Origin of the sequence: Aeromonas tecta (assembly GCF_000820185.1) — a bacterium.
Classification (GTDB): domain Bacteria; phylum Pseudomonadota; class Gammaproteobacteria; order Enterobacterales; family Aeromonadaceae; genus Aeromonas; species Aeromonas tecta.
Window position 1 is genome coordinate 25923 of record NZ_CDCA01000010.1, and the last position, 19311, is coordinate 45233.

Annotated in this window: 13 protein-coding genes; 9 read left to right on the forward strand and 4 right to left on the reverse strand. The window is 57.1% G+C overall.

Translation table 11 applies throughout. The annotated features are described in order from the left end of the window. Positions 1-1005: a LacI family DNA-binding transcriptional regulator gene (locus tag BN1137_RS01440; protein ID WP_050716899.1), complete on the reverse strand. Its 1005-nt coding sequence runs from the start codon at positions 1003-1005 to the stop codon at positions 1-3. 217 nt (positions 1006-1222) lie between these two features. On the opposite strand from BN1137_RS01440, the gene BN1137_RS01445 reads away from it, so the two are divergent. From BN1137_RS01445 to BN1137_RS01470, 6 genes are all read left to right on the forward strand, one after another. After that, positions 1223-2989, forward strand: a complete 1767-nt coding sequence (locus tag BN1137_RS01445; RefSeq protein WP_050716900.1) for a class I mannose-6-phosphate isomerase — start codon at positions 1223-1225, stop codon at positions 2987-2989. Positions 2990-3100: 111 nt separating this feature from the next. Next, on the forward strand, positions 3101-4804 hold the full coding sequence (locus BN1137_RS01450) for a PTS transporter subunit EIIC (RefSeq protein ID WP_083443330.1): 1704 nt from the start codon (positions 3101-3103) through the stop codon (positions 4802-4804). A gap of 68 nt (positions 4805-4872) precedes the next feature. After that, positions 4873-7521 (forward strand): glycoside hydrolase family 38 N-terminal domain-containing protein, encoded by a 2649-nt coding sequence (locus tag BN1137_RS01455; protein ID WP_050716902.1) that lies wholly within the window; start codon positions 4873-4875, stop codon positions 7519-7521. Positions 7522-7592: 71 nt separating this feature from the next. Beyond that, a complete protein-coding gene (locus BN1137_RS01460; protein WP_050716903.1) occupies positions 7593-8798 on the forward strand; it encodes an MFS transporter in 1206 nt (401 codons plus the stop codon). 52 nt (positions 8799-8850) lie between these two features. Continuing rightward, on the forward strand, positions 8851-10137 hold the full coding sequence (lamB, locus tag BN1137_RS01465) for a maltoporin LamB (protein ID WP_050716904.1): 1287 nt from the start codon (positions 8851-8853) through the stop codon (positions 10135-10137). Between the two features lie 202 nt (positions 10138-10339). Continuing rightward, a complete protein-coding gene (locus BN1137_RS01470; protein WP_050716905.1) occupies positions 10340-11206 on the forward strand; it encodes a D-hexose-6-phosphate mutarotase in 867 nt (288 codons plus the stop codon). A gap of 148 nt (positions 11207-11354) precedes the next feature. On the opposite strand, the gene BN1137_RS01475 is transcribed toward BN1137_RS01470, so the two are convergent. Together BN1137_RS01475 and BN1137_RS01480 are read right to left on the reverse strand one after the other, a co-directional pair. After that, the gene (locus tag BN1137_RS01475) at positions 11355-11693 is read right to left on the reverse strand and encodes a YegP family protein (RefSeq protein ID WP_050716906.1); all 339 of its coding nucleotides are present in this window, start codon (positions 11691-11693) and stop codon (positions 11355-11357) included. Between the two features lie 281 nt (positions 11694-11974). Beyond that, on the reverse strand, positions 11975-12862 hold the full coding sequence (locus BN1137_RS01480) for a LysR family transcriptional regulator (RefSeq protein WP_050716907.1): 888 nt from the start codon (positions 12860-12862) through the stop codon (positions 11975-11977). A gap of 159 nt (positions 12863-13021) precedes the next feature. On the opposite strand from BN1137_RS01480, the gene fdhD reads away from it, so the two are divergent. From fdhD to BN1137_RS01495, 3 genes are all read left to right on the forward strand, one after another. Then, positions 13022-13807 carry a formate dehydrogenase accessory sulfurtransferase FdhD gene (fdhD, locus tag BN1137_RS01485; RefSeq protein WP_050716908.1) on the forward strand — a complete coding sequence of 262 codons (786 nt, stop codon included), beginning with the start codon at positions 13022-13024 and terminating at the stop codon, positions 13805-13807. Beyond that, entirely contained in the window at positions 13791-16088 is a 2298-nt protein-coding gene (locus BN1137_RS01490; protein WP_050716909.1) for an FdhF/YdeP family oxidoreductase, read from the forward strand. The genes fdhD and BN1137_RS01490 overlap by 17 nt, the downstream gene beginning before the upstream one ends. A 282-nt stretch (positions 16089-16370) precedes the next feature. Continuing rightward, positions 16371-17507 (forward strand): BamA/TamA family outer membrane protein, encoded by a 1137-nt coding sequence (locus BN1137_RS01495; protein ID WP_232306875.1) that lies wholly within the window; start codon positions 16371-16373, stop codon positions 17505-17507. 25 nt (positions 17508-17532) lie between these two features. Here BN1137_RS01495 and BN1137_RS01500 read toward each other — a convergent pair whose 3' ends face one another. Further along, positions 17533-19107 carry a sensor domain-containing diguanylate cyclase gene (locus BN1137_RS01500; RefSeq protein ID WP_050716910.1) on the reverse strand — a complete coding sequence of 525 codons (1575 nt, stop codon included), beginning with the start codon at positions 19105-19107 and terminating at the stop codon, positions 17533-17535. Between the last annotated feature and the right edge of the window lie 204 nt (positions 19108-19311).

Consider the following 19311-nt stretch of genomic DNA (forward strand, 5'->3'; position numbering starts at 1 on the left):
TTAGCTGCCACAGGATTGGCGCACGATCAGGGTGGGCGGGAGGATCAGGCTCTTGGCGGGCTCATCGTTGCCGTTGATGCGCTCCAGCAGAAGCTCGCCCGCCTTGCGGCCTATCTCCCGCGCCGCCACCGAGACGGTGGTGAGTGCCGGTTCAACCAGCGCGGTTTCCGGAATATCGTCAAACCCCACCAGGGCAAAGTCTCGCCCAATCACCCGCTCTTGTTTACGCAGTGCCAGCATGGCGCCGAGTGCCACAACGTCTTGATAACAGACTGCCGCGGTGACGTCCGGGTGTTGCTTCAGCAGGGTCGTCATGGCCTGGGTGCCATCGTTTCGGCTGGCGCCACAGCCGATGATCCACTCTTGATTGGGGGAGATGCCATGTTCGATCAGCTTGCTCATATAACCGCCAAGCCGCTGGGCGCGGCTGAGGGAGGAGGTTTGACCGCCGATGAAGGCGATGTGGCGATGTCCGAGCCGGATCAGGTGTTCGGTCGCCAGCTGACAGCCGAGAAAGTTATCGGTGCCCACGAAATCGATAGCCACATCAGGGACGGGACGTATGACCAGAATGGTGGGCATGCGACGCCGCTGCAGGCTCTCGAAGAAGCTGGTTGGCGTCGGCTGTGCGGCGCAGATCACCATGCCAGCCGCGCTGTTGCGCTGCAGTGAGTCCATAAATTGCTGCTGGCGCTCGGCCGATTCCTCACTGTTGGCGAGAAAAAGCATCAGATCGTGGTGCTCCATCTCCCGGCCGAGGCCTGCGGTCATCTCGGCATAGAAAGGGTTGGTGATATCGTGGAGCAGCAAACCGACCAGGTTACTGCTCTTGTTGCGCAGATTGGCCGCGGTCTGGTTATAGACATAACCCAGTTCGTCGATTGCCTTGAGTACCAGTTGACGGGTGTGCTCCGAAATGCGCCCCTTGTTGCGCAGCGTCATGGAGACGGTAGCGGTGGAGACGCCGAGGTGTTTGGCGATATCTGCCACGGTGACATTGCTCATGGAGGCCCTGCATCGGTTAGCTATGGGAGCCAACAAGATACATCGATTAACCACGCATGGTTAGCGGCTGGGTGATTAAATGTGATTAACCTCTCTTTGTAGTGCATAAGATCACCATTATAGTGGTTAATGCTGAGGTTAATCACGTTTACCTGATAGGTGAATGAGGTTAATCGATTTATCTTCTCTCACATTGGATCAGTGAGAGAGCAGATAAATGAGTTACCCAAGTGACGTTTCCAACTACGACAAATTTCCCGAAGTAAAGGTGAGGGGATTCGATGACGCCGCCTGCCAGGGCTGGCTGAACATCGGCCAGCGCTTGCGTCAGGCTGTCGACACACTCGAAGGCGGCCGGAGAGTCCTGGTGATCGACTGCTATCACGGGGTGGATCTGGCACAGCTCAAGACTTGGCTGGCAGAGTCGTTCAGTACTTTTCATCTGGTGGATACCGAAACGGCCCGCTGGCCGGAGGTGAAGATCCTCGACATGCTGGATCGCTTCATCACCGACGATCGAGTGTTCGGGGTGCGGGCGCCGCACAAGCTGATTGAGTTTTTCGACCCGGCCAAGCTGGTCGCGCTGCAAGCCGAGATCGCGGCCATCGACGAGGGCTTGGTCGTGGTGCTGGGCTGCGGCGCCTCCCTGGTGCACCAGGGCGATGTGCGTGTCTACGCGGATCTTGCCCGTTGGGAGATCCAGCAGCGTCTGCGTAACAAGGAGCTCGGCAACTGGGGGGCTGACAACGAAGATGAGGACATACTGCGCCGCTACAAGCGTGCCTTCTTCATCGAATGGCGGGTGTTCGATCGCCACAAGCTGGCACAGTTGCCGACCATCGATTTTCTGCTCGATACCAACTGCCGGGATGAACCGACCCTGGTCGAGGGCGACGCACTGCTGGCCGGTTTGAGCCAGGCCGCTTCCCAGCCGTTGCGGGTGGTGCCTTTCTTCGACCCCGGTGTCTGGGGGGGTCAGTGGATGAAACGCGTATGCGATCTGGATCCGACGGCTGACAACTACGCCTGGTGCTTCGATTGCGTGCCTGAAGAAAATAGCCTCTACCTGCGCTTTGGCACGGTGCGAGTCGAGATCCCCTCGCAAAACTTGGTGCTCCAGGAACCCCGTGCCCTGCTGGGTGAACGGGTGCATGCCCGCTTTGGCGCCGAGTTCCCCATCCGTTTCGATTTTCTCGACACCATGGGGGGGCAGCCCCTCAGCCTGCAGGTACACCCGCTGACCGAATACATTCAGCAAGAGTTCGGCATGCCCTATACCCAGGATGAGAGCTACTACATGCTGGATGCGGCGCCCGAGGCTTGCGTCTATCTGGGGACCAGAACAGGCATTGAACCGCAGGAGATGATAGGCGATCTGGAGGCCGCCCAGCGTGGGGAGAAAGCGTTTGATGATGAGCGCTTCGTCAACCGCTTCCCGGCCAAGAAGCACGACCACTTCCTGATCCCAGCGGGGACGGTGCACTGTTCCGGCGCGGGCTCCATGGTGCTCGAGATCAGTGCGACGCCCTACATCTTCACCTTCAAGCTGTGGGATTGGGGACGACTTGGCCTCGATGGTGTGCCGCGGCCCATCCACCTTGAGCACGGCAGTCAGGTGATCCAGTGGGAGCGTGATACCCAGTGGACCAATGAGAACCTGGTCAACTGCATCGAGCCGGTTGCTGAGGGCGAGGGCTGGCGTGAAGAGCGCACCGGTCTGCACGAGCGTGAGTTCATCGAGACGCGTCGTCACTGGTTTAGGGTACCGGTAGAGCACGATACCCAGGGCACAGTGCATGTGTTCAACCTGATCGAAGGGCGTGAAGCCACGGTGGAGAGCCCGGATAATGCCTTCGAACCCTATGTCGTGCATTACGCCGAGACCTTCATCATTCCGGCTTCGGTCGGGCGTTATCGGATCCGCCCGAGTGGCGAGAGCGAAGGCCAGGAAATTGCCACCATCAAGGCTTATGTCAGAGCCTGATATTTAAAATAACGTTCTGATTTATCCATAAATATTAACGTCGGGTTATCTGCCGTCCATTCCCTGTGTCTGGCAGATAACGTCTGTGTCCCACTTAGCTTGGAAATAATTATGAATAAGGCCTTGTTGAGTAAGTTGCAGTTCTTCGCGAAGTCGATGCTCTATGCTGCGACTTTTGTGTTGCCATTCGCCGCAATGATGATTGCGATTGGCTCTGTTGGTATGAATGAATCCTTATTGGGCGGTATTCCAATACTGGGCTCGGCATTTGCCTTTATTGGTAAATATATGAATCTGGCCGGCTGGGTGGTGCTGGGTAACCTACCATTCTTCTTTGCCCTCTGTGTTGCTGCCGCGCTGACAAAAGAGAAACAAGCGGGCGCCATTGTGATTGCCGGATTGTTCTTCCTGACGTTCCATAAAATTCTGGGTGAACTGTCGCTGGTTTATTTCAGTCAGATAAAAGGCTTTACCGAAATATTGACGGTAACCGATCTGTTATCCCCGGAAAAGAACCCTGAATATTACAACCTGTTTGAAACCGTATTTGGTGTCGTCACCATGCGAGTCGGGGTCATCGGCGCCATCATCGTCGGTGCGCTGTCGGCCCATTTATGGGAAAAATACAAGACATTCGAGCGCCTGCCTATCTGGCTGGATTTTTTCAACGGTCAGCGTTTTACCGTGCTGGTCACCTTCGTGTATGCGCTGATCCTGGCGGGTATCATCCTGTTCGTCTGGCCGCTGATCGGTCTGGGCCTTGAGCATATCGCCCGCGCAGTAGAGCACTCAGGCTCCTTTGTTGCCCCCTTCTTCAAGACTTTCCTGGAAGTGGCGCTGCGGACTATCGGCATGCACCACATCACCAACTATGTCTTCGAATACACGCCCGTTGGCGGCACCCTCTATTCCACCCTGCAACAGGTGAATCTGGTCGGTATCGCCCAGGTTTGTCCTGCCCGTCTGGACGAGATCGTCAATCTGGTCAACCAGGGCCAGCAAGTGATGGCGATGGACGTGTTCAACAAGCCGAACATGTGCAACATCTTCTACGCGCAAGACATCACCGGCCTGTTTGCACTGCCCGGCGCCGCCATCGGCATGTTCTTCGCTATTCCCAAGGAAAAACGTACCCAGAAAGTCAAAGCCCTCTACATCAGCACCACAGCGGCGGTGATTTTTACCGGCTTCGCCGAACCACTGGAATTCATGTTCGTGCTGGTGTCGCCGATCCTCTATGTCGTGCATGTCCTGATGATCTCCACCTTCGCCATGATCCCCGATCTGCTCAGTTCCATCCTGGGCGAGCAGGTGTTCACCTGGAAGTTGTTCGGACTGGTCAACGTGGTGGCCTCCGGCATTCTCCAGGTCGGTGTGGTACTGGGACGCTGGTGGGAACTGGCCCTGTGGTTCATCGTCGGCCTGGGCATCACCGGTATTTATGCCGCCGTGTTCCGTTATCTGGTGGTGAAGTTTGACATCACCGTCTTTGGCCGTGAGCCGGATGCCGAGAAAGATGACGAGCCCAAGAAAGAGAGCATGCTCAGCAATATTGTCAGCAGTGACGAATCCAAGTTTGCCAAGATCGTCGAGGCATTGGGCGGCGTCGATAACATCATCAACGTCGGAAACTGTTTCACCCGGCTGAGGGTGGAAGTGAAAGACCATACCTTGGTGAACGCCGAAAGGCGGGTCTGGATGAAGCTGGGCGCAATGGAAGTTGTGGTGCTCGAAGGTGGTGTGCAGGCCATTTATGGCGCCAGTGTCGACAGGCTCAGGGCACAGCTAGAAGATTATATTGCTACCCAAGCGTAATTATTTATTGAACGGGGAGGGGAGCCTCTCCCCCATAACGGCAAATAAACATGAATAGCGTAAATAAAATGAAAAAACTTGGTCATGTCGTTTATCAAACCCACTGGGATAACGAATGGTATTTTACCGACCGTGAATCTCAGGTACAGCTCACCTACCACATGCGTGAAACCATCAAGATGCTGGAAGAGGGGGTAGTTGATCATTTTTTATTGGATGGTCAAACCGCCATTGTGGAAGATTATCTCTCTGTTTGTCCGGAAGACCGCAGCAGACTGGAGAAACTGATTAAAGATAATCGGTTATTTATTGGACCCTGGCATACCCAGACCGAAACCTTTGCGGTTAGCGGCGAGTCCATGATAAATAATCTCCGCCTGGGGATTGAATATGCCAATAGCCTGGGCGGTTCGTCCATGGTCTCTTATTTGCCGGACAGTTTTGGTCATCCGGTGGATTTCCCGCAGATATTCAACGGGGTTGGTATCACCAAGTTCTCGTTTCGCCGTGGCATGGGCGATAAACACGGCCTGCCGACGGAGTTCTTCTGGGATGGCCCCGGTGGCAGCCGTGTCATCACCAACGTGCTGATCGATGGGTATGGCTGGTCTTATGATCCCTTCTTCAGTGGCAAGCTGCTGTCCAAGGATCTGGCATCCGAGTGCAAGACCAATACCCTGACTCCGCTTGAATTGATCGCCAGCAAGTCTCCGTTTGACGAGTTCTTGCTCACCATGGGCAACGATCAGACGCCGATCCGGCGGGACTTCAAGGAGCAGCTCGCGGCTTACAATGCCCAGTCTGATGAATATCACTTTGTTGAGACGACCTTCGATCAATATTTCGAGCGCCTGCAAGCCGAATGCGGTGACACATTGCCGCATTATTACGGCGAGTTCCTGGACACCCAATATTCGCGTGTGCACAAGTCCATCAACTCGGTGCGCTACGACATCAAGCAGTTGCAAGACAAGATAGAGCGGCTGATGACCTACAACGTCCAGCCCCTGATGGTCATGGCGGACAAGCTGGGTCTGCCTTGGGAGCAAGGGCTGGTTGACGAGATATGGCGGCTGCTGGCCCGTGCCCAGACCCACAGTGTCTGCACCAATACCGACAGAACGAATGCGCGCATCTTTGAGCGCCTGAAGATGGCCCATGAGCTCGCCGAGAGCACTCATGTCTATCTGCTGCGCAAGCTGGCGCTGAGCTGCGATATTCAGGCGGGCCGTTCTCCTCTGATCCTGGTCAATTCTCTGCCAGTGGCCGAGCAGGTCAGCGCGAGATATCGCGTCTTTACCGCCAGTGCCGATTTCAGTCTCTGGTTTGGTAACGAGCAGCTTGCCTATTGCGTCGTCGAGCAGACGCGCGACTATGGTGGCATCTGGCGCAAGGACGCTGCGCTGCACGATGAGAAAAAATACTATTACCTGACCGAGATCGAAGTCGCGGTCGAGTTGCCGGCCTTTGGCTACAAGGTCATCGAGGTGGCCGACGGGGTTGAGTCAACCGCCCGCAGCCTGGCCAACAGCTCGGCAGCGACCACCATGGGGAATGAGTACTATCAACTCACGGTGGAGGCGGGCCAGATCAATCTGCTCGATCGCCGCCTCGGAAAAACCTTCATCAATGCCCTCAGCTTTGAGAATGATGGGGATGCGGGTGACAACTATGATCACTGCCCAGCGGAGCAAGACTGGGCCATCGCGCTCGATTTCACTGGCGCCCAGGTGAGCGTCGAAACGCATCTGCACTCTCAGGTCATGAACATCCGTGGTGAATGGCGGGTACCAAAGGATCTGGCCAATCGGGCCATGAAAAAAGCCGATCAACCCTTGCCGTTCAGCCTGGCCCTCACCCTGAAAGAGGGGTCTGATGTCATCGAGATGAACCTGACCCTCGTTAACAAGAGCCTCAACCACCGGCTGCGTCTGCTGGTCAATAGCCAGATTGCCAGCCGTTTCTCCCGCGCCGGTACCCAGTTCTTTGAAGTCGAGCGTGATACCCAGCCGGCGGAGCTCGCTGACTGGCGTGAGAAAGGGTTCGTGGAAGAACCGACCACCACCGAGCCGCTGCTCAACTATGTGTCGCTGATTGGCGATCGCTATTACACCTCCGTCTTCACTCATGGCTGCAAAGAGTATCAGGTCGTGGGCGCTGACTTCGATCGATTGGCCATCACCCTGTTCCGCGCCTGCGGGTATTTCGGCCTGCCGGATCTGTCCCGCCGCCCTGGTCGCGCCAGTGGACTGGCGGAAAAACTCATTGAAACGCCGGACAGCCAGCTGCAAAAAACGCTGACCTTCGATCTGGCCCTGCATATTGGCGAGTCCTATCAGGCCAATAAGGTGAGACGGCGTTATGTGAGCTTTGCCAAACAGCAGGCTTATTATCATGAGCAATCGCTGTCTCGCACCGGGGAATTTAATATCAGTTATTTCCATACCAATCCGCTGGACTTCAAGGTACCAAATTACTTTAGCCTGGGTTCCCTGACAGGGTCCGAGGCGGTATTCAGCAGTTTGGTAAAAGGGATTGAAGGGGGTTATTTGTTGCGACTGTACAATGCCGAGGCGCGAGACGTTGCTGTTGGCAAATTTACCTCAACGGAAAATCTGGGAATAGCGGCAGTGACCAATATGTTGGGGCGTGAAGCCACTCCTGCCAATATAGCCACCTTGTCATCTGGACAGAACAATACCTACCTCATGGCGTAACAAAGTGGGAGGAGGCATGGGCCTCCTCCCATCACCGCCAATGAATGTAAAATAATGAGTCATCAATCTTCATGCAAAAAGAAATGAAACCCTTTGCCTCGGTGTTTGTGCTGAACAGCTCATTTTTTATTTGGGGCGTGATCACGGCGCTGACATCGGTCTCGGTTCCTTATATTAAGGAATACTATGATTTGTCCAATGCCGGTTCGGGACTTATTCCGCTGATATTTTTTATTGCCCCCTTTATAGCCTCACTGCCCATGGGCAGGATCATGATTGCGCATGGTTACAGAAAAGCGCTGACCTATTCATATTGGTTGGCCCTGCTCGGCAGTATCACCATTATTGTCGCCTATCATGCACACCATTTTCCCATGCTGTGTCTTGGCGTATTGTTTATTGCCTTGGCCGTTGCGGCCATGCAGGTGGTGGCCAACCCCTATCTTGCCACTCTTGGCACGGCAGCGTCCGTACCTGGCCGGCTGAGCCTGGCCTCCGCCATCAATTCACTGGGCACCGTCGTTGCACCGTTGTCTGCGGCGTTGATGCTGGGCAGTTTTTATGATCTCAGCACGTCGGAGCAGAGCGCCCGCTTGACGATGATCTACGTCATCTTGTTGGCGTTCATCGGAGGATTGATCCTGTTGTCACAGTTGGTGAAACTGCCCGATGTCAGGGTCACTGAGGCGCGACAGTCCAATATTGGTGAAGAGATCAAAGCGCTGGCCAGCCATAAATTATTTACCCTGAGTGTGCTGGCCATCTTTTTCTATGTCGGTGCCGAGGTGGCCATCGCCGTTAATGCGGTGATTTATATATCCGATCCCAACTTAGGTGGTTTTTCCTTAAAGGAGGCTGCCTCATTGATATCATTATATTGGGCCGGCGCCATGGTTGGCCGTGTGTTGTATGGTCTGCTATCACATAAAGTAAATTTAAAGTATCTGATTGCGATCTGCACGGCCATGCCTGCGGTATTGATCCTGTTGGCCATGCTATTGGCCAATGAAATTAGCGGGTATTTATTTTTGCTGATCGGCATCACCAATTCAGTTATTTATCCTGTTATTTATTCCATTGTAATAAATAATACCCCCAAGCGGTTGCTCCCCATGGCCTCAGCCATATTAATTATGGCGGGGCTCGGTGGTGCCGTCATTCCGTTTATTCAAGCCTGTGTATCTGATTTTATAGGTGTGCCATATGGATTCTTAATTCCATTGGTGAGCTATTTGTATCTATTCCATTATGCGATGACTCACCATCGCCATATATAGTCAGCCATTGTTTTTTCATGTGGTTGGATGTTCGCCACTTATGAGGTATATGATGATATTCAAGAAAGCGCAGTTATCTGTTGCTATTGCGACATGTATTATTTCTTCTTCCGCATTGGCCATCGATTTTCACGGTTATCTTCGCTCTGGCCTGGGCACGTCAGATAATGGTGACATGCAAACCATGAATAAACAGCGGGTGGGCCGCCTCGGTAACGAGGCAGACACCTACGCGGAAATGAGTCTGGGTCAGGAAGTGTATAACCAGGATGGCAAATCGTTCTCCTTCGATACCATGCTCACCATGTCCTCCGGCCAGGAGCGTGACTGGGAAGCGGCAAGTGACAACGAAGCCGAGTTTGCCCTGCGTCAGGCCAACGTGAAGGCCAAGAACCTGTTTGGCAAGAATGAGACCCTCTGGGCTGGCAAGCGTTACTACCAGATCCACGATGTACACCTGACTGACTTCGCGTATTGGGATATCTCGGGGGCCGGTGTCGGTGTGGAGCAGATCGATGTTGGTGCTGGCAAGCTATCACTGGCCATTGTGCGCAACGATCCCTGGGATGAGGTGGATAGCGATGGCGATACCAGTGGGGATGAGCATGTCAACGTCAATACCTTCGATGTGCGCTATGCCGGGATCCCGATGTGGCAGGACGCGTCGCTGGAAGTGGGATACAACTTTGCACACGTCAATCTGAGTGACAGTCAGAAGGCCAGTGCGACCACAGAGGAGCCCGCAGACGGCCACATGCTGACCGGGCAGGTGGTCTGGAATGTCATGGGGGGAGTGAACAAGACCGCCATTCAGTTCTTCGCCGATGGCTTGACGGGTCAGGCAACCAGCTATGGCAACGGTAGCGGCAGTGGCCTGGAGATGACCTCCGCCGGTGGGAACGGTTTTCGTTTCATCAACCATGGGGCCATCAAACTGGGCGGCGATTTCGAATTGGGCCACCAGATCGTCTATGCGAAGTCCAATGACTTCAGCGACTTTGACAATGATACCCGAGTCACCACCGAATTTGATTCCCGTGAAGTGTTCTCCACCGTCATTCGCCCATCCTATCACTGGAATGACCACATGAAGACCTACGTGGAGGTCGGCTACTTCAAGGATTCCTGGACCGAGCAGAACAAATCAACCGAAACCGAGGACGGCACCAAGTTCACGCTGGCACAGGCCTGGGCTCCCAGTAAGGACTGGTGGGCTCGTCCGGAAATCAGGGTGTTCGTCAGCTATCTGCAGCAGGATGATAACTTCAGACCCGACGTGAATGGGGAGCCACGGGATGATACCTGGACCCTGGGCGCCCAGGCCGAAGTGTGGTGGTAAGCGCGAGTGGCCATGATGCGTTGAGCTGATGTGAGCATCGGCAAGACAGGAGAGTGGTGGTCAATGGGGTATTGGCCACCACAGCTTTAAATTGAATACATATGGGGCCCGGGAGTATTCGGCTTGTCCAGTCATCGCTTTCCTTCCTGCTGCAAGGCCGCTGCACCTCGATTTTTCAACCCCATCGAACACAGGAATTCTCATGCAATCCACCCGCGTTCTAACCCGCCATTGCGCTTTGTGCCACGATGTGGACGGGCTGCCCTTGCTCTGTATTGACAATGCCTATGCCAAGGCGAAAATCAGCCTGTTTGGCGCCCACCTGTTGAGCTATCAGCGTCATGATGAGCCCGATGCCATCTGGTTGAGTGACAAGGCGGTGCTGAATGGCAGCAGGCCTATCCGGGGGGGGATCCCCATCTGCTGGCCCTGGTTTGGCCCGGCGCCCGCCCGAGTCGGCAGTGGCAAGCCTGCCCACGGCTTCGCTCGTACTTCCTTGTGGACGCTCGATGGGGTCACCGATCACGCATATGGCACCCTGGTACATCTCTCTCTGCGTGACAACGACACCACCCGCGCCCTCTGGCCCCACGCGTTCGAGCTGGCGCTGGATGTGCTGATAAGCACCTCGCTCTCACTGACACTGATCACCCGCAATACCGGCAATGTTCCACTTGTTTACAACGGGGCCCTGCATAGCTATCTGCAGATCAGCGCGCCAGAGAACGTCAGCCTAACCGGGTTGGGCGAGCCTTACTCTCGGATCTTGGTTGCTCAACAGGGCCGCCAACAGGGCGCCTTGAGGCTATCCGAGGCCATTGATCGCATCTATCACCAACCCGAGGCCATGATCACCCTCAGCGATGGCAAGCGCACCATCCGGGTGACGAGCCAGCACCATGACAGCGTGGTGGTCTGGACGCCCTGGCTGGAAGGCGCCATGGCCATCGACGACATGAGCACTCACGGTTATCGCACCATGTTGTGCGCCGAGGCGGCTATCACCGACCCTGCGGGGGTGACTATTTTGCCGAATGAGGAGCACAGTCTGTCTACCCTGATTTGCTAGCCCTGAGTTATCGGCTCAGGCGGATCCGTCGCCCCCAGGCGATCGCTTGCCCGGTGGAACATGATGCGCATTGCGTGGATGAATAAAACGGATAAACAAAAGGGCACCCAGGTGCCCATTGCAATCAAACCGAGTCAGGCTTATGCCGTCATGGCTGAGCGGTCAGATCCTTGATGGTCTGGGTCGGCCCGTTGGTCTGCACCGACTGGATGCCGTTCTGGGCCGATGCCTTGCTGGCGTACATCTGGCTGGAGCCGATGACCTGATGATTCTTGGCCTTCAGATTGAAGTGGTACTGGCCATTGGTCGCCTCTTTCAGATCGTATTGCCCTGCATCCGGCGCATTGGTCTGGACCGAGGCAATGCCGCTCTGCGCCGCCGCCTTGGTGGTGTACATCTCGCTGTTCAGGATGACCTGATCGTTGCCCGCCTTGAGCACAAAATAAAATTGGTCATTCTTCGCCAGTTTCAGTTCATAGCTTCCCATCTTCCTCTCCATGTCATTGGCTATCGAGCCTCTTATGCTAGTTCGTTTTGCCTGACATGATGTGAGGTGGGTTCCAAATGCTGCATATTTTCAGCCAGGCATGGGGCGTTTTCGCGTCACGCCGCTGAACCTGGGGGAGGGTGGCCGTGTCACGCAATTCGACGTGGATAAACAACTGCAAAACAGGAAGTTTTGAATCGTATGGAGCTGTCTTTAGTCATGGATGTAGAGCTTTCAAGAAGTGATTTTGATAGGTGTGACATATCCCACTGGTGGTGGGGTCATGCTGATGGCATGTCTAGAAAGGCCTGCATGGCCGGGGTGACGCTGTGTTTGCGGGTGATAAAGGCGGTGGTGCCCGCCTCCACATCGGCCAGCGGCTGGCAGTGCACCTTGAACAGCTGATTGGCGGTGTTGGCGATGCCGGCACTGACCACGGCGGTGCCCAGGCCGTGGCTCACCGCATTGATCAGGTGGAACAGGGAGTCGGTCTCGAGCACCGGCTTGAAGCTCAGCTGCTGGCGGGCGGCGGCTTGGTCGAAATAGTGGCGAAACTGCATGGTCTTGCTTGGCAGGATCAGGGGGCGAGATTGCAGATCGGCCAGTTGCAGAGGCTCGAGGTGGCCGCCGCGATGATCCCTAAGGGGCTGGGGGCTGAGCACCGCCATCGGGTTGGCATGGCGCAGCTGCACCTCCAGAGAGCGGCGCTGGTTGTCGGTGAGCAAGTCGTCAAACCCGAGCCCGATGTCGGTCTGGTGCAGATCCAGTTGTTCGAGCAAGGTGCCGTGGGTCATCACCGACAGGCGCAGGGTGACGTTGGGAAAGGCATCATTGAAGCGTTTGAGCAGCGGCATGATGTCGATGCTCGACTGGGGCACGATGCCGATGCGCAGGGAGCCGGAGAGTTCACCGCTGAACAGGCTCAGCTCCTGGCGCATGGAGTCCTGTTCGAGCAGCATGCGCTCGGCGTGGCGCAGCACCACCTCGCCTGCCGGAGTCAGTGCCACGAACTGGCTGTTGCGCACCACCAGTTCGGTGCCGAGGGATTTTTCCAGGTTGGTGATGCTGGCCGACAGTGTCGGTTGGGTAATGAAGCAGGCTTTGGCCGCCTTGGCGAAGTGGCGATGCTGAGCCAGCTCGTAAAAGTAACGTAACTGATTGATATTCATTGATGGTATGCAGATGGTGCCATTGATGGGTGACAAATTTAATCAATTGCGACACCATCGGCAATAGAGTTGCTCTATGGGCGAATAGATTTGTTTCATTGGTTTTGCCAACGAGAGTTATTTAAACTTGATTCTCTGATACATTTTTAAGTGCTTCGAATGGACCCTCTCAACATCTGGTTGCCCAAGCTGAACGAGCTGGTGGAAGAGGCGGCCGTATCAGTCAACATCAACGACATCAATCACGCCGTCATGATGGTCACCCCCGACGATCTCGATGACTTCGCCATCGGCTTTCTGTTCGCAGAAGGCATCATTCAAGGCAATCAGGATGTGCACGAGATCCAGGTTACGGCCTCCGAATACGGCGTCGTGCTCGATGTGACCATCGCCAATCGCTGTCTCGCCGCGCTGAATCAACGCAAGCGTCGTCTCACCGGTGCCACCGGTTGTGGCATCTGCGGGGTCGAAGCCATCGAGCATGCCTTGCCCGCCCTCACGCCGCTTGTACCACTGACGCCGCCTACCGCGACCACCCTGGTCAATTTGCGCGAACGCATTGCCCCCTGGCAGTGCAAGGCTCGCCAGAGCGGGGCGCTGCATGCCGCACTGGCGCTGGATGCCCATGGCGAGATAGTGGCCTGCCGGGAAGACATCGGCCGCCACAATGCGCTGGACAAGCTCATCGGCATGCAACTGCGCCAGCCAACCCGGCACAATACCCTGGTCATCACCAGCCGCTGCGGCAGTGAACTCATCCACAAGGCGGTGCAATTTGGTGCCGCTCACCTCATCAGCCTTGCATCCCCCAGCCAGCTTGCCGTGCGACTGGCCCTGAAATACAACCTGAACCTCATTCATGTGCCCAGGTTTGACGCACCGGTCTACTATTCCCATGCCCGGCCCTCAGACCAGATCGGAGAACCCAATGTCCCGTCATATTGAGAAACCAGCCAAGGCTGGTGGATTTTCGTCCCTGCAATCCACCTTCAAGCAGGTACTGCGCAGCCAGAAGACCCGCCAGAACATCAAGAACCTGCTGCGGGTCAACCAGACCGACGGTTTCGACTGCCCGGGCTGCGCCTGGGGTGACAACAAGCAGGGTGCCTTCCAGTTCTGCGAAAATGGCGCCAAGGCGGTGGCCTGGGAGTCGACCGGCAAGACGGTGGGCGCGGATTTCTTCGCCGAGCATTCGGTGCGCCGGCTGTCCACCCAGAGCGACTACTGGCTGGAGTATCAGGGCCGCCTGACCGAGCCGCTGCGCTACAACCCGACCAGAGATCACTACGAACCCATAAGCTGGGATCAGGCGTTTCGGATCATCGCCGACAAGCTGCAAAGTCTGGCGAGCCCCGATGAAGTGGAGTTTTACACCTCGGGACGGGCCAGCAATGAGGCCTCTTATCTCTATCAGCTGTTCGGTCGCCTCTATGGCACCAACAACTTCCCCGACTGCTCCAACATGTGCCATGAGGCGAGCGGTGTCGGTCTGATCCAGTCGGTCGGGATCGGCAAGGGTACCGTGGTGTTGGATGATTTCGATGAGGCCAAGGCGATCTTCGTGTTTGGCCAGAACCCGGGCACCAACCACCCGCGCATGATGAACTCCCTTCGCAAGGCGGCGCGCAATGGCTGCCAGATTGTTACCTTCAACAACTTGAAAGAGGTGGCACTCGAGCGCTTCGCCAGCCCCCAGAGCCCGGCGGAGCTGCTGACCCCGGCCGCCACCCGCATCAGCCATCAATACCTCACCCCCAAGCTCGGCGGTGACATGGCGGCGGTGCGCGGTATGGCCAAATACATTCTGGAAGAGGAGGGCGGACGCATCGATCTCGCCTTCATCGAGCAGCATACGGTGCATTTTGATCAGTACGTGGCCGAGGTGAAGGCCACCGACTGGAAGCAGATAGAGGCCCAGTCCGGCTTGAGCCGGGACGAGATCTGTCAGGCCGCCAGGATCTTTGCCCACAGCAGCAGCGTGATCAGCTGCTGGGCCATGGGGATCACCCAGCACAAGCACTCGGTCGACACCATTCGCGAAATCGTCAACCTGCACCTGATGTGTGGCCAGCTTGGCAAACCGGGGGCGGGGCTGTGCCCGGTGCGCGGCCACAGCAACGTGCAGGGCAATCGCACCATGGGCATCAACGAAAAACCCAATGCCGCCTTTATCGACCGGCTGGAGCGCCGCTTCCCGGTGGGCTTCAAGCGCACGCCGGGCCACAACGTCTACGAGGCGCTCAAGGCGCTGCACGCGGGCAACAGCAAGATGATCGTCTGCCTCGGTGGCAACCTGGCCGCCGCCGCGCCGGACACCGAATTTACCTACGAGGCGCTGCGCAACAGCGAGCTCAACGTGCAGATCAGCACCAAGCTCAACCGCAGTCATCTGATGGTATCCAAAGATGCACTGATCCTGCCCTGCCTCGGCCGCACCGAACTGGACAAACAGCGTAGCGGTATCCAGAAGATCACGGTGGAAGATACCTTCAGCATGGTGCACGCCTCCACCGGCATGAACGAGCCGGTGTCGGCGTTCTGCTTGTCCGAGATCGACATAGTGGCACGGATGGCGGAAGCCACCCTGGGTAGCGAGCGGGTCGACTGGCTGGCCCTGCGCGATGACTACGTATTGTTGCGGGATCTCATCGCCGACACCATCGCCGGCTTTGAGGATTTCAACCGCCGCATCGAGCAGCCGAGCGGTTTCCACCTCGAGAACTCGGCGGCCAAGCTGCGCTGGAACACCGCCAGCGGCCGTGCCGAGTTCAGGCCGAGCCGCTTGCCGGACTCCATCCTGCCCGATAGCACTCGCCACGCCGAGCAGATGACGGGGAAACCTGTGCTGCTGCTGCAGAGCCTGCGCTCCCACGATCAGTACAACACCACCATCTACGGCATGGACGATCGTTATCGTGGCATCAAGGGACGCCGCAACGTGGTGTTTATGAACGAGGAGGATGCCCGCCAGCTGGGGTTCGCCGAGGAGCAGCAGGTGGACATGGCGGCCATTTGCAACGACGGGCGTGAGCGCATCGTCAGCGGCTTTAGCGTGATCTTCTACGAGATCCCCCGTGGCAATATCGCGGCCTACTACCCCGAGACCAACCCGCTGGTCTCCATCGAGAGCATCGGTGAGGGATCCTTCACCCCGACCTCCAAGTCGGTCCCGGTGCTGGTGACGCCGACCAGGGCGCCGGTGAGCAGCCTCGCCGTCAACCTGTAAGAGTCACTTACCCTCTTTCTCATCCTCCTTTGACCCCTGCCCATGGCAGGGGTTTTTCATAGCTGGTGCTCGTTCGAACCAACCGTTCGACGAAGCTGTATGGCAATTGTATGGCTAACCACCTTTAGGTAGATGGGGCCCGGGGATGCCGATATTCTTGGCGCCCTTTCCGGCCTGGGTGATGCAGATCATCGGTCGGCAATCCGAAACGACATGCGCCTGTCGAGCCGGGTGGCCTGGCGCCGCCGGTTTGCGGTGCGCGAGCCAGTGCGAGCCACACACATGCTGAAAGCAACCTCTCCCCTGATGGCCGGTCTGGCCCTCACCATGACGCTGGCATCTGCCCCGGTGACGGCGGCTGATCCCGAGCGGGAAGAAGCGACCGAGGCCAGCCAGGATGGCAAGGGCAACGCGACCACCAAGAAAAAGGCCGAACGTTCCCCCTGGTTGTTCGTGCCGCTACTGAGCTCCAGCCCCAAGCTGGACACGGCGGCGGGGCTGATGGTGGGGTATATGCATCAGTTTGACGAGCAGTCACGGCCATCGCTGTTCACCGTCTCGGCCAAATACACCACCTCCGACTCCCTGATCGCCAGCGCCTTCGCCAAGACCTCCTTCGGGACGGATCACCATCGCATCGTCGGCGGCGTCATCTCCGGCGACATCAACAACGACTACGCGGATTACCTCGGCAGCGGCCGAGCCCTTGAGACCAACGACAACTTCCGCTCCGCCTTCTTCCGCTACCTCTACCGGGTGGAAGGCGACTGGTTTGTCGGCGGCATGGCGGCCTATTCGAACTACGAGATGCAGGGCCGGGATCTGCAGTCGGATCAGATCCTGGATGAGTTGGGGCTGGAGGGCTTCACCTCGGGGGGGCTCGGGTTGGTGGTGCAGCATGACTCCCGTGACAGCGACTTTAGCGCGACCAAGGGCTGGTACCTCAACGTCAACAATCTGGCTTATCGGGAAGGCTTGGGCGGGGAGCAGGACTTTGATATCTATCGGGTCGACTACCGTGGCTACTGGTCTCACGGCGATGGCCATGTGCTGGCGGTGCGCAACCGCAACCAGTTTTCACAGGATGCACCGAGCGGCTCCTATTCCCCCATCTACCTGCGTGGTTACACCCCGGGTGAGTACCTGGGTCAGCACATGTCCGCCATCGAGGTGGAGGAGCGCTACAAGCTGGCGGATCGCTGGACCATGACCGCCTTCGCCGGTGTCGCCTGTCTCTATGGCGACGCCGTCAGCGGCGAGTCGCTCGATTGCACCGACAGTGATAACGTCTATCCCGCCTGGGGGGCAGGTATCCAGTATCTGCTCAAGCCGGAGGAGGGCATAGTCGCCAACCTGGAATATGCGATGGGCAAGGATAACAACAGTGGTATCTACCTGAAGATGGGTTACAGCTTCTGACAAAGCGGCCCGTGAGGGCCGCGGCTCAGTGCTCCACGACCACCCGGTTGCGGCCCTGGCGCTTGGCTTCATAGAGCGCCTTGTCTGCCTGTTTGAGCACGGCGCCGAGATCGCTGCCCTGATGGGAGGACCAGTGGGCGACGCCAAGGGAGATGGTGATGCAGCCCGCGCTTTCCATCTCATGGCTCGCCACTTTTAGCCGTAGTCGTTCGGCGATGGCCTCGGCCTGCTTCAGGGTGACATTGGGCAATAGCAGCAGAAATTCTTCACCGCCGCTGCGGCACAGCGCCGCGTCCGGCCTGACATCCTGCCGCATCAGGTGTGCTAACGAGACGATCACCTGATCGCCGACATCGTGGCCGAAGCTGTCGTTGATCTTCTTGAAATGATCGATGTCGAGGGCGACCACCGAGAGCGGTTTTGGCTCCACCAGATACTCATCCAACAGCCTCTGAATGGCGCGCCGGTTGAACAGGCCCGTCATGGGATCGGTGTGGCTGTCGTTGTGCAGCTTGTCGATCTTGGTATTGAGCAGGCCCAACCCCTTGAGGATGGCCTGCTTCAATTGGGCTGCCTCGAAATACCAGGCACGAATGCCCGCGATGTTGGAGATGGCGCCCTGTTGATCCATCAGGCTGGCCCGCTTGGCCAGCTGACGCAGGGGGCGGGAGATGAAGGTAGCGGAGAGCCAGATGATGAAGAGGATGAAGAGGGTGGTCGGGATCATCTGCATCAGCACGCCGGACATGTGCTCATCGAGCCCTTCCAGGGTGGCGCTGCGGGGACGCTGGGCCACCACGCCCCAGCCCGTGCTGGCGACGGGGGCGAAACCGGTCAGCATCTCGGTGCCGCCTGAGTTGATCACGTCGAGGGAGCCGTCATCCCCCTTGAGCACCTCGTCGACCGCAGGGTTGCCCTTGATCTTGTGACCGACCCGCTTGGTGTCCGGGTGATAGATCAGCGTCTTCTCCCGATCCACCACATAGAGGTAGGAGCCGTCCTGATAGTAGTGTTGGCCGAGCAGGCTGGAGAGGACGCTGGTGGACTGCAGGTAGATGGTGCCGGCGACATAGCCAAGATAGCGCTTGTCCTTGGAGAACACCGGATAGGAGAGGCTGATGAGGTAGTTGCCGGTCAAGGAGACGAAAGGATCGGTGATCTGCGGCTGCTGGCTCTTGATGGCTTCGAGTGCGGTGGGAGAGCTCAGTTTTGCACCCTTCACCTGCAGCGTCTCGGGGGAGACGGCGACGATGGTGGCGTCGCGATTGACGATGACCACGGAGTTGAAGGTGCTGGTCTGCAGTCGCAGGCGATTGACTTCCCCATCGAGGGCCCGGGTGTCATCCCCTTGTAGCAAGGGCGCCAGCAGGCTGGCGCTATAGGCCAGCTGACCCTGGGCCGACTGGATCATGCTGTCGGCGGAGGCGGCCAGCTTGGTCGCGTAGACACGGTTGGATTCCAGGGTATTGGCAATCAGCAACTGCCGCTGCGCCTGATAGATGGCGTAAAAGCTGTTACCAAAGGTCGCGAGGACACCGAGTACGGCCAGGGCCAGAATGAGGCGATGCAAATCAAACTTCAACAGCCAGTGAAGTTGCATGGGGAGAACAGATCCTTGTCAGTCGGCGTCGATGCGCCAGGGCATTGGCCGATTCTACTGGGGTTGCGGGTTCAAAAGCTACCTCTGGCTACCTCTAATGAGACGAGTTGACTCGATCCAAACCGCTTGTCCAGCTTGCTGATATTTACCACAAAAAGGAGCTGCAAGCCGGCAGGGTGATTGGCAAAGGAGGGAAAAGGGTGA